This is a genomic window from Mesorhizobium sp. M8A.F.Ca.ET.021.01.1.1, from assembly GCF_003998025.1.
GTDB lineage: Bacteria > Pseudomonadota > Alphaproteobacteria > Rhizobiales > Rhizobiaceae > Mesorhizobium.
In genome coordinates this window covers 1-11720 of record NZ_RZSJ01000145.1, presented here as the reverse complement: position 1 = coordinate 11720, position 11720 = coordinate 1, and the positions used below count along the sequence as shown (strand labels likewise).

At 62.9% G+C, this 11720-nt stretch carries 12 protein-coding genes; 7 read left to right on the top strand and 5 right to left on the bottom strand.

Translation table 11 applies throughout. From position 1 onward, the window contains the following. The 3 genes from EOA36_RS14000 to EOA36_RS13990 all read right to left on the bottom strand — a co-directional run. Positions 1 to 337, bottom strand: a 337-nt coding sequence (locus EOA36_RS14000; protein ID WP_145969167.1) for an AAA family ATPase, incomplete at its 3' end; no start/stop codon positions are given. A gap of 123 nt (positions 338 to 460) precedes the next feature. Then, entirely contained in the window at positions 461 to 1204 is a 744-nt protein-coding gene (locus EOA36_RS13995; protein WP_127278144.1) for a DsbA family protein, read from the bottom strand. A 164-nt stretch (positions 1205 to 1368) separates the two neighbouring features. Next, positions 1369 to 1869: a DUF721 domain-containing protein gene (locus EOA36_RS13990; RefSeq protein ID WP_127278143.1), complete on the bottom strand. Its 501-nt coding sequence runs from the start codon at positions 1867 to 1869 to the stop codon at positions 1369 to 1371. Between the two features lie 53 nt (positions 1870 to 1922). Between EOA36_RS13990 and mutY the strand changes: the two genes are divergently transcribed. After that, on the top strand, positions 1923 to 3062 hold the full coding sequence (gene mutY, locus EOA36_RS13985) for an A/G-specific adenine glycosylase (protein WP_127278142.1): 1140 nt from the start codon (positions 1923 to 1925) through the stop codon (positions 3060 to 3062). Continuing rightward, complete coding sequence (locus EOA36_RS13980; RefSeq protein ID WP_127278141.1) at positions 3055 to 3666, top strand: HAD family phosphatase; 612 nt, start codon at positions 3055 to 3057, stop codon at positions 3664 to 3666. The genes mutY and EOA36_RS13980 overlap by 8 nt, the downstream gene beginning before the upstream one ends. 58 nt (positions 3667 to 3724) lie before the next feature. Here EOA36_RS13980 and EOA36_RS13975 read toward each other — a convergent pair whose 3' ends face one another. Continuing rightward, entirely contained in the window at positions 3725 to 4858 is a 1134-nt protein-coding gene (locus tag EOA36_RS13975) for a site-specific DNA-methyltransferase (protein ID WP_127278140.1), read from the bottom strand. A 178-nt stretch (positions 4859 to 5036) separates the two neighbouring features. On the opposite strand from EOA36_RS13975, the gene EOA36_RS13970 reads away from it, so the two are divergent. Continuing rightward, complete coding sequence (locus tag EOA36_RS13970; RefSeq protein ID WP_127278139.1) at positions 5037 to 5726, top strand: HAD family hydrolase; 690 nt, start codon at positions 5037 to 5039, stop codon at positions 5724 to 5726. A gap of 42 nt (positions 5727 to 5768) precedes the next feature. Here the strand turns inward: EOA36_RS13970 and EOA36_RS13965 are convergent, their stop codons facing one another. Next, positions 5769 to 6494, bottom strand: coding sequence for a hypothetical protein (locus EOA36_RS13965; protein WP_127278138.1), 726 nt, complete (start codon positions 6492 to 6494; stop codon positions 5769 to 5771). Between the two features lie 129 nt (positions 6495 to 6623). Between EOA36_RS13965 and thrC the strand changes: the two genes are divergently transcribed. The 4 genes from thrC to EOA36_RS13945 all read left to right on the top strand — a co-directional run. Further along, positions 6624 to 8021, top strand: coding sequence for a threonine synthase (thrC, locus tag EOA36_RS13960; RefSeq protein WP_127278137.1), 1398 nt, complete (start codon positions 6624 to 6626; stop codon positions 8019 to 8021). A 14-nt stretch (positions 8022 to 8035) separates the two neighbouring features. Next, positions 8036 to 9328 (top strand): pitrilysin family protein, encoded by a 1293-nt coding sequence (locus EOA36_RS13955; protein ID WP_127278136.1) that lies wholly within the window; start codon positions 8036 to 8038, stop codon positions 9326 to 9328. Between the two features lie 12 nt (positions 9329 to 9340). Continuing rightward, positions 9341 to 9937 (top strand): GNAT family protein, encoded by a 597-nt coding sequence (locus tag EOA36_RS13950; protein ID WP_127278135.1) that lies wholly within the window; start codon positions 9341 to 9343, stop codon positions 9935 to 9937. 3 nt (positions 9938 to 9940) lie between these two features. Beyond that, positions 9941 to 11720: diguanylate cyclase (locus EOA36_RS13945; RefSeq protein WP_127278134.1), on the top strand; the 1780-nt coding region annotated here is incomplete at its 3' end.

Below are 11720 nucleotides of genomic sequence, written 5' to 3'. Positions count from 1 at the left end.
AGCCCGCCTCGCGCTCGATGCGGCGCGACACCTGCAGCTCGTCGGCATCATTGAAGGCGGATGGCGCCGAGCGGTCGCTGTTGTCGAGGAAAAGCGTGACTTCGGCGGTGTTTCGGGCGGGACGCGTGCCCGAGCCGGAAAAGATCACGTCGTCCATGCCGGACGCGCGCATGTTCTTGTAGGAGCTTTCGCCCATCACCCAGCGCAGCGCCTCGACGAGGTTCGACTTGCCGCACCCGTTCGGCCCGACAATGCCGGTCAGGCCGCGTTCGATGACGAACTCGCCGGGTTCCACGAAGGACTTGAAACCAAGAAGGCGGAGGCGCGAAAACTTCATTCACGCGCCTCATACACCGGTTCCGCAAAAGTGTACCGAAGTTTTGCGATAGGGCGCATGGCGCGCGAACAGATAGAAAGGCAAGCAGCGCCGGAGCGCTGCCGCTTCAGCGCTGAGCCGATGTCAGAGCAGAGGGTCGATGATGGCCGACATTTCCTCAATCGACATCGCCCCTTTGTAGGTCTTACCGTTGATGAAGAAGGTCGGTGTCGAGTCGACCTTGAATTCATTGGCGCCACGCTTCTGGACCGATCTCACATCGTCCAGAAGTTTCTGGTCCGTCAAGCAGGCCTCGAAGGACTCCTGTGTAAAACCGGCAAGCTTGGAGATTTGCAGCAGCGCATCCTTGGTGTTGGACACGCCGACCCAGTTCGCCTGCTGCCGGAACAGGACATCGACCATCGGGAAATAGTTATCCTTGGCGCAGCGTGCCAACATGAAACCCGCCTCGGCGCTCGGATCGAACGGGAATTCGCGCAGGATGTAGCGGGCCTTGCCGGTATCGATGTACTTGGTTTTCAAATCCGGGAAGGTGGTCTCGGCGAAATGCGCACAGTGCGGGCAGGTCATCGAAGCGTATTCGACGATGGTGACCTTGGCGTCGTCCTTGCCGAGCTGCTTGTCGGGCAGCGCACCCGGCTTCAACAATTCGGCCATATCCACCGTGCCTTGCGCCTCCGGCACCTGGACCGCTGCGGGCGTGGCCGGCTTCGCGGGCGTTGCCGGGTCCGCGGGCTTGACATCCGCCGCCTTGGCTTGTTCGCCGGAATCACTGCAGGCCGCGAGCAGGGCCACCGCCGGAATGGCGGCCAGCGAAGTCAGGACGTTTCTGCGAGAGAAGCTTTGGCCAAACGGGGTGCGGCTCATACGAATCACCTGATAAGGGTTGAATTTTGCAATGCAAAGACACGAAAAAGCGAGAGTTGGCGCGAATTAAGGCATCCCTGTCCCCAATCCAATCGCGAAACCTGACAAGGGTGATCACGAATGCGCGAGATTAACGACAAACCTATGACTGTTTCCAGTCAGAACTAGGCTTTCCTTGTGCCCAAAATGGTCGCACCCAGCCTTTCCAGTGAGGCGCGCAGTCCGTCATCCTCGATCAATCCGACTGTATCGGCCAATTTCGCCTTTTCCGCCGCGCTCAGTGGCCTGAGAGCAGGTTTGGGCCGGGCTTTTCCAGAAGTCACCGGCTTCTGCACGATCCTGATGCGGCCTATCGCGATAAAGCCCAGGAAGGCGTTGACCCGGTTGATGATCTCGCCGGTCTCGTGCTGCAGGTGAAGCGCGGCCATGCCTTCGCAGGCGATGACCAGCACGGCCGGCTCGAATGGATCGTCCTCGTGCAGGCGGCGCGGCCACTGGATCTTTTCGGGCCGCGAGTGAATGGCCAGGCGCGGGCCAGCAATCTCTTCCCAGGACTGGACGAGACCGATCGAGATGCCTGCCCGCTTGCGCAGCACCGGGTCGAGGATCTCGGTGGCGAGGTCGCTCACCGGAACGGGATTGCCGAAGGGCCTTTTCCCTGCCATGTGCGTTCTCCAGCCACGACCCAGCAGACACCGGCCAAGCCTACGCAAGATCAATGGCACCAGCAGACCAGACCCGCAAGGCCCAGACCAGCAGAGCCAAGGCCGACGATACGGCGTCACGGCTGGTCGCCTGGTACGACGCGCATCATCGCGAACTGCCGTGGCGCGTGACGCCGCGCGAGCATGCACGCGGCGTGCGGCCCGACCCCTACCGTATCTGGCTGTCCGAGGTCATGCTGCAGCAGACCACCGTCGAAGCGGTGAAATCCTATTTCCGCGCCTTTGTCGAGAAATGGCCCGATGTCGAAGCCTTGGCCGCGGCGCCGACCGAGGATGTGATGAAAGCCTGGGCCGGGCTCGGCTACTATTCCCGCGCCCGCAACCTCAAGGCCTGTGCCGATCTGGTGGCGGCACGCGGCGGCCGGTTTCCCGACACCGAGACCGGACTTCGAGAATTGCCCGGCATCGGCGCCTATACGTCGGCGGCAATAACGGCGATTGCCTTCGACCGCCCGGCGGCCGTTGTCGACGGCAATGTCGAACGCGTCATCTCAAGGCTGTTTTCGATCACGACGCCGCTCAGCGAAGCCAAGGCCGAGATACGGGCCCAGGTCGAGCGCATGGTGCCGGCGACGCGATCGGGAGACTTCGCCCAGGCGATGATGGATCTCGGCGCCACGATCTGCACGCCACGCCGGCCGCGCTGCATGCTGTGCCCGCTGCGCGAGGACTGCAGCGCCGCCATTGCAGACGACCCCGAGAATTTCCCGGTGCGGCTGCCAAAGGCCGACAAACCGCTGCGGCGCGGCGCGGCTTTCGTGGCCGTGCGTGAGGACGGCGCCATTCTTTTGCGCAAGCGGCCGGAAAAAGGGCTGCTCGGCGGCATGACGGAAGTGCCTACCACCGACTGGACAGCGCGGGTGGACGGAGCCACCACGCAAGCGGCGGCGCCCTTTCCCGGCGCCTGGCGGCACGCCGGGTCAATCACGCATGTCTTCACCCATTTCGCGCTCGCACTCGAAGTCTTTCACGCCCACATCAAAGGTGATGCGGTGGCAGGGCACTTCTGGTCGCCCGCTGGCGAGATTTCCGGCGAGGCGCTGCCGACTGTCATGAAAAAGGCAATCGAGGCTGCGATACCCGGCGCGACGAAAAAACCGTCGCCATCAGGTGCAAAGAGACCCCATGACTGAAATCCGCCACATCGTTTTCGACATCGGCAAGGTGCTGATCCACTACGATCCAAACATTCCGTTCAGCCGCCTCATTCCCGATGCCGACGAGAGAAAGTGGTTCTTCGACAATGTCTGTACGCATGACTGGAACCTCGAGCAGGATCGCGGCCGGACGTGGCAAGAGGCCGAGGCGCTGCTCATTTCGGATCATCCAGATCATTCTGAAAACATCCGCAATTTCCGCCGCCACTGGCACGAGATGGTGCCGCATGCCTATGACGACAGCGTCGCCATCATGCTCGGCCTGATCGAAAGCGGCCATGATGTCACCATGCTGACCAACTTCGCCTCCGACACGCTGGCCGAAGCCCGGCAGCGCTTCGATTTTCTCAACCGCCCACGCGGCGTGACAGTGTCGGGCGATATCGGCAAGATCAAGCCCGACTGCGACATCTACGACCATCACGTGGCGGCGTTCGGCCTCGAACCGTCCGCGACACTGTTCATCGACGACAGCCAGAAGAATGTCGACGGCGCCAAGGCGGCCGGCTGGAAAGCGGTGCTGTTCACCGATGCCAGGACGCTTCAAGCGGATCTTGAACGCTTCGGAATAAAGGCGTGATCTCTATCGCTTGGGGCGATCCGTTGAGACTTTGATTCAACGAATAAGCGGCAGGGGATCAGCCCCCTGCCCGCTCCATGCCGAGGCGGGCGATGCGGCGCAGTTCGTCGATCGGGGTAAGTCCGCCGCTGCGCTCATAATGCCAGAAGGTCCAGCCATTGCAGGCGTCCAGCCCCTGCACCTCGGCGCCGATCTTGTGGATCGAGCCGGCGCTGTCGCCGATCGCCACGGTGCCATCGGCGCGAACCTTGGCGGCCCAGCGCTTCTTGGCGTCATAGAGCGTGGCACCGGGCGTCACCAGACCGGTGTCGATCAGGCTGACGAAGGCGACGCGCGGCTCGGCGCGCTTGCCGGTAAGCACGGTGAGATCCGCTTCGTCGAGTGGCCGCACGGCATCGATGCGCTCATTGGCGGCGTCGATATAGGCCTGCTCGCGCTCGATGCCGACGAAGTGGCGACCGAGGCGCTTGGCCACGGCACCCGTCGTGCCGGAGCCGAAGAACGGGTCGAGCACGACGTCCCCCGGCTTGGTCGAGGCCATCATGATACGGGCAAGCAGCGCCTCGGGCTTCTGTGTCGGATGCAGCTTGTCGCCATTGTCGTTCTTCAAGCGCTCGCCGCCGGTGCAGATCGGGAACAGCCAGTCGGAGCGCATCTGGATATCGTCGTTCGACGCCTTCAGCGCTTCGTAGTTGAAGGTATAGCCCTTGCCCTTCTGATCGCGCGAGGCCCAGATCATCGTCTCATGCGCGTTCTGGAACCGGCGGCCGCGGAAATTCGGCATCGGATTGGTCTTGCGCCAGACCACGTCGTTGAGGATCCAGAAGCCGAGATCCTGCATCTTGGCGCCGACCCGGAAGATGTTGTGGTAGGAGCCGATGACCCAGATCGTGCCGTTGGGCTTCAGCACGCGGCGCGCCGCCAGCAGCCAGGCGCGGGTGAAGGCGTCATAGGCTTCGAAGCTCTCGAACTGGTCCCAGTCGTCGTCGACCGCATCGACCTTGGACTGGTCGGGACGATGCAAATCGCCGTCGAGCTGCAGATTGTAGGGGGGATCGGCAAAGATGACGTCGATCGACTTTTCCGGCAGGCGGTCGAGCGCCGCGACACAGTCGCCTTTCAGGATCGTGTCCAGCCATTCGGATTGCTGGGGAGCATGGGAGAGCTCGTCGAGAAGACGCACGGCTGACATTTTTACACCCAAGGCACGCGTTACTGTTTACTCCCCGTTATGGTTACCGATCAGCGTAAATATTCGGTGAAGCTTTATCGATCCGGTGCAGGAGTTTGCGAAGGCGTGCCCATTGGTGTATGCCGCGCCGCTTGAGCCCTGAGCGGCCATTTCTCCATCCTCCATCGTCCGGATCATCATGCCCCAGCCAGACCTTGTCATCTTCGATTGCGACGGCGTGCTCGTCGATTCCGAAATCATCGCCGCACGGGTCGAGGCCGAATTGATCACCCTGGCCGGATATGAAGTCTCGGCGGAGGAGATTGCCGAGACCTATGCGGGCCTGACCTTCAAGGACATACTGATGCGGATCGAGGAGAAGTCCAAGATCCCGTTCCAGGTCTCGTTGATCGATCGCGCCGAGGAACTGGTCGACCGCAAACTGCGCAGCGACGTTCGTGCCATCGAAGGCGTGCGGGAAGCGGTCGCCTCGGTCACGACGCAACGCTGCATCTGCTCCAATTCACGTTCGGAGCGGATCGAGTTCATGCTGGAGAAGGTGCATCTGCTGCCATTCTTCGCCGGACGCATCTTCTCGGCGCTGGAGACGCCGACCGGAAAGACCAAACCGGCCCCGGACGTGTTCCTGCATGCCGCCGAAAAGCTCGGCGCCAACCCGGCGAACACCTTCGTCATCGAGGATTCCGTGCACGGCGTCACCGGCGCCACGGCCGCCGGTATGCGCGTGATCGGTTTTACGGGCGCGAGCCACAGTTATCCCGGCCACGCCGATGCCCTGACCGAGGCCGGCGCCGAAACGGTGATCCGGCGGTGGGCGGAGTTGAAAAGCGTTATCGCGGCGCTGTCGGAGTGGTCTGCGAATGCTTGAGCTGCGTGCGCCCGACCGGACGCACGCCACGCTGAGGGCCGCTCAGTTCGTTGCCGCGGCTTTCTTCTTCTTGCGCTTCGACTTGTCGGTTGTAGCCTTGGGCGCGGTTTCATCATAACCGGCATAGGCCTGATAGTCCGCAGCCGTCGGCGCCGGTACGACGATATTGGAATCGGTGAAGACGAACTGGGTCGCGACCGAGGGATCGGTGACCTGGACCTGATACTGGTGGATTTGCGAATAAAGCACGTCGGTGCCGTGCATCACCGCGGTACGGATCGGCATGGTGATGGTGCCCGGAGTGAATTTCGGCCCTGGTACAATCTTGCCGGCAACCGCGATCGTCATCGTCAGTTGTCCGTCGGCACGGCTGCAATCGCGGGTCACGTCGCTGATCGATGCCTGATAAATGATCCTCGCCGAATCGTCGGGCGGAGTAGCGGCGGCGGCGTCAGCCGCTGCCTGGGCCGCTGCATCCGCAGCGGCGTCGCCGGTCTTCTTGAGCTTCGGCTTGGGCTTCCGGGCCTCGTTGACATAGGTGTTGAAGAACGCCGTGCCATCGCGCACCGTCACCCTTGGGCAGTAGGCGTTCAGCTGGCTGGCCAGCACCTTGGGGTCCTGCGGCGGCGGTGGCGCCGTCGGGTCCTTCTTGCCGAAACCGAGGTTCAAGATGCCATTGTCGCCGGATTGGCAGCCGGCGGCGGCAAGCATAAAGCCCGTGAGCGCGAGACCCGCCAAAAAGCGACCACTTGATATACGAAACGCCATGAAACTGCACTTCCCTCTCGCAAAGCTGGTGACGTATATCAACCGCGCGGCAAAAATGCGACTACAGCCGGTGCAGAAATTAACCACCTTGTGGTGAACGGAAAAACAGGCGGCAAACGGATCTGTGACATGCACTATGTGAGTACCCGCGGGGAAGCGCCCGCGCTTGGATTTTCCGACGCCGTCCTGGCCGGCCTGGCGCGCGATGGCGGGCTTTATGTGCCGCGCGAATGGCCACACTTCTCGTCATCCGAGATCCGCGCCATGCGTGGCCTTGCCTATCCTGACCTTGCAATCCGCCTGCTGACGCCGTTCCTCGGCGGCGAGATCGCCGCACCGGTCTTCGAGCGCCTGGTCCGCGAAACCTATGCCACCTTCCGCCATGAGGCTGTCTGCCCGCTGGTCCAGACCGGCGCCAACACTTTTGTCCTCGAACTCTTCCATGGGCCGACGCTGGCGTTCAAGGACGTGGCGATGCAATTGCTTGCCCGGCTGATGGACCATGTGCTTGCCGAACGCGGCCAGCATGCCACCATCGTCGGCGCCACGTCGGGCGATACCGGCGGCGCGGCCATAGACGCCTTTGCCGGGCGCAGCCGCACCGACATCTTCATCCTGTTCCCGCATGGCCGCGTCTCGCCGGTGCAGCAGCGGCAGATGACCACGTCGAAGGCTGAAAATGTCCATGCACTGGCGATCGAAGGCAATTTCGACGACTGTCAGGGCCTGCTGAAGGATATGTTCAACGATCACGGCTTTCGCGACCGGGTGTCGCTGTCGGGGGTCAATTCGATCAACTGGGCGCGCATCATGGCCCAGATCGTCTATTATTTCTCCTCGGCATTGTCGCTCGGCGCACCGGACAGGCCGGTCTCCTTTACCGTGCCGACCGGCAATTTCGGCGATATCTTCGCCGGCTACGCCGCCAAGAAGATGGGCCTGCCGATCGACCGGCTGGTCATCGCCACCAACGACAACGACATATTGGCTCGCACCTTCGCGACCGGCGAATACCGCACCAAGGGCGTCTTTGCGACCACCTCGCCGTCGATGGACATCCAGGTTTCCTCGAACTTCGAACGCCTGCTTTTCGAGGCATCAAACCGCGATGCGGCGACGGTGCGGCGCTACATGGCCGGCCTGAAGCAATCGGGCGCTTTCACCATCGAAGCCCGGGAAATTGCCGGGATGCGGTCCGAATTCGATGCCGGCCGCGCCGATATGGACGAGGTCGCCGACACCATCCGCTCGACGCTCGCGGGCAGCAATTATCTTCTAGATCCGCACACCGCCGCGGCCATGTATGTCGCGGCCGGGAAAGCATCGGGCGCCGTGCCGATGGTGGTGCTGGGCACTGCACATCCGGCGAAATTCCCGGCCGCCGTCGAGGCCGCCAGCGGTGTCTCGCCCGCCCTGCCCGCATGGCTAGGGGGATTGATGACATTTGAGGAAAAATACACGGTACTTCCATCCGACCTGAAAATGGTGGAAGATTACGTCAGCCGCCGTGCGCGGGCGGCGCGTTAGGGAGTACGAGCCATATGGGTGTTGAGGTAAGCCGTCTGTCGAACGGCCTGACAGTCGCCACCGAAACTCTTCCAAGTATCGAATCGGTTGCCTTGGGTGCCTGGGTCAAGTCGGGTGCCCGCAATGAACGCGAAGAAGAGCATGGCATGGCCCATCTGCTCGAACACATGGCGTTCAAGGGGACGAAGCGGCGAAGCGCCTTCGAGATCGCCTCGGAAATCGAGGACGTCGGCGGCGAGATCAATGCCGCCACCAGCGTCGAGACCACCTCCTACTACGCCAGGGTGCTCTCCGACGACGTGCCGCTGGCCGTCGACATCCTGTCCGACATCCTGCAGGAGTCCGAATTCGACCCGCAGGAACTCGAGCGCGAGCAGCACGTCATCCTGCAGGAGATCGGCGCCGCGCACGACACGCCCGACGACATCGTTTTCGACCGTTTCACCGAGACGGCCTTCCGCCACCAGACCATCGGCCGCTCGATCCTGGGCACGCCCGAAACGGTAAAATCCTTCACCTCCAAGCAGTTGCACGATTTCATCGAACGCCAGTATGGCGCCGAGCGGATGGTGATCGTGGCGGCCGGCGACATCAAGCACGACAAGTTCGTGCGCGAGGTCGAAAACCGGCTCGGCGGCTTCCGCAGCAAGGCCGACAGCACCATTCCGCAATACGCGCAATATGTCGGCGGCGATTTCCGTGAGGACCGCGACCTGATGGACGCGCAGATCGTGCTGGGCTTCGAGGGCCGCGCCTATCATGTGCGCGATTTCTACGCCTCGCAGGTGCTGTCGATGATTCTGGGCGGCGGCATGTCGTCGCGTCTGTTCCAGGAAGTCCGCGAGAAACGCGGCCTGTGCTATTCGGTCTATGCCTTCCACTGGGGTTTTTCCGATACGGGCATATTCGGCGTCCATGCCGCCACGGGGCAAAGCGACATCGCCAAGCTGGTGCCTGTCATCATTGACGAGTTGCAGAAGGCCGGCGAGAGCATCCTTCAAGAAGAACTCGACCGTGCGCGCGCCCAGTATCGCGCCGGGCTGATCATGTCCGCCGAAAGTCCGGCCAGCCGTGCCTCGCAGATCGCGCGCCAACTGCTGCTTTTCGGCCGTCCGATCGCAAAGGAAGAGTTGATGGAGCGGCTGGCGGCGCTGACGATCGAGCGCCTGACCGACCTGTCGTCGCGGATGTTCTCGACCAAGCCGACGCTTACCGCTGTCGGGCCCGTGGGTACGCTGGCACCATACGAGGCGATCCTCGATTCGCTTCCGGGTACGCAGGCCACGGCCCGCAGGCTCGCCGTCTAAGTCCCAAGCGCCGTGTTCGCGCTCCCTTTCTTTCGCCGTGACCTGCCGGCACTGAAGGGCAACCTCGTCACGCTGCGCGTGCCGTTCACCAGCGATTATCGCGAGTGGTCGGCGGTGCGCGGCGAAAGCCGGACGTTCCTGGAGCCGTGGGAGCCGCGCTGGACCCCCGACGAACTCGACCGCACGGCATGGCGCCTGCGCATCAGCCGCTATCGCGAGGACTATGCACAGGGAACGGCGATCGCCTTCTTCATCTTCGAGAAGTCGAGCGGCAAGCTCGCGGGCGGCATCACGCTCGGCAACATACGTCACGGCGTCTCGCAAAGCGGCCATGTCGGCTACTGGATCGGCGAACGCTTCGGCGGCCGTGGCCTGATGACCGACGCGGTCAAGGTGGTGGCCCGCTTCGCCTTCGATACGCTGAGGTTGCACCGGATCGAAGCCGCCTGTATTCCCGACAATATCAGGTCGATCCGCGTGCTTGAAAAAGCCGGATTCCGGCGCGAAGGACTTCTGCGATCCTATCTCAGGATCAACGGCATCTGGCAGGACCATTACCTCTACGCCCGGATCGCCGACGATCCGCCGGGCGCTGGAACGAAGGACTGATTTTTGACGAATTTCCTGCGAAACGGACCGCTGTTCGCCTTTCTGCTGGCGACGATGCTGACGCTGTGCGCGGCTTCGTCGGCCTTTGCCGTAGAACCCATCAAGATTGCCCGCGACGATGTCGCGCTCGACCTTTCGCGCGCCGTCGAGATCTACCGCAATCAGGGTGAGAACTTCCAGGTGTCGACCGCGCCCGGGCCGGACGGCATCGTGCGGCGCATCGAGGTCGAAGCCAACGACGCCCGCTCGACCGGCGACTGGGCGGTGTTCGCGCTCGCCAACACCACCGACCAGCAGCTCGACAGGCTGATCGTCGCGCCGCATTTCCGGCTGGTCAATTCCGGCATCTTCTGGCCGGATCTCGGCTCGACGCGCATCGCCGCCATCACGCCCAGCGAAGGCTTCGCACTCGACCGCCAGACCAGCCCCGATGCCGACGTGTTCCGGGTGACGCTGAACCCCGGCACGGTGATCACCTTCATCGCCGAGCTTGCCTCGCCGAAGCTGCCGCAGGTCTACCTCTGGGATCCGGAATCCTACAAGGACTCGGTCAATTCCTACACGCTGTTTCGCGGCATCGTCATCGGCATTGCCGGCCTTCTGGCGCTGTTCCTGACCATCCTGTTCGTCGTCAAGGGAACGTCGATGTTCCCGGCGACGGCAGCCCTCGCCTGGGCGGTGCTTGCCTATATCTGCGTCGATTTCGGCTTCCTCAACAAGGTCATCGAGATTTCGCCCGGCAACGAGCAGATGTGGCGAGCCGGAACGGAGGTGGCGCTGGCGGCGACCTTCGTGGTCTTCCTGTTCGCCTATCTCAACCTCAATCGGTGGCACGGCCATTTCAGTTATGGCGCCCTGGTCTGGATTCTAGGCCTGCTGCTGATCGCCGGCGTCGCCATCGTCGATCCGGCGGTCGCCGCCGGCATCGCCCGCATCTCGTTTGCCGCCACGGCGCTGACCGGGCTCGGCCTGATCATCTTCCTCGGCATTCGTGGTTATGACCGCGCCATCATGCTGGTGCCCAGTTGGGTCATGGTGCTGTTATGGCTATGCGGGTCGTGGATGGCGATCACCGGCATGCTCGACAACGACATCGCCCAGCCAGCACTTGGCGGCGGGCTGATCCTGATCATCCTCTTGATCGGCTTCACCGTCATGCAGCACGCCTTTGCAGGCGGTGCGCTGCATCAGGGGCTGTTCTCCGACCTCGAGCGACAGGCGCTGGCCGTCGCGGGGTCGGGCGATACGGTGTGGGACTGGGACGTGCTGCGCGACCGCGTGGTGACCAAACCCGATGTCAGCATCCAGCTCGGCCTTGCTCCCAACAGCCTGGGCGGTGCCGCGCGCAACTGGCTGCCGGTGCTGCACGCCGATGACCGCGACACGTTCCGCACGACGCTCGACGTCGTTCTGGAACATCGCCGCGGCAAGGTGGCGCAGAATTTCCGCCTGCGCGGCGCCGACGGGCACTATCACTGGTTTGCCCTGCGCGCGCGCCCGGTCATCGGGTCGGACGGCGAGGTGATCCGCTGCGTCGGCACCATGGTCGACGTCACCGAACAGAAGAAATCCGAGGAAAGGCTGCTGCACGACGCCGTGCATGACAACCTGACCGGCCTGCCGAACCGCGAATTGTTCATGAACCGGCTGGAGGCGATAATCTCGATCGCCCGTACCGAAGAGAAGGTGCGTCCGACCGTCTTCGTCATCGACATCGACCGCTTCAAGCAGGTCAATGACGGGCTCGGCATCTCGGCCGGCGACACCATCCTGCTCACCATCG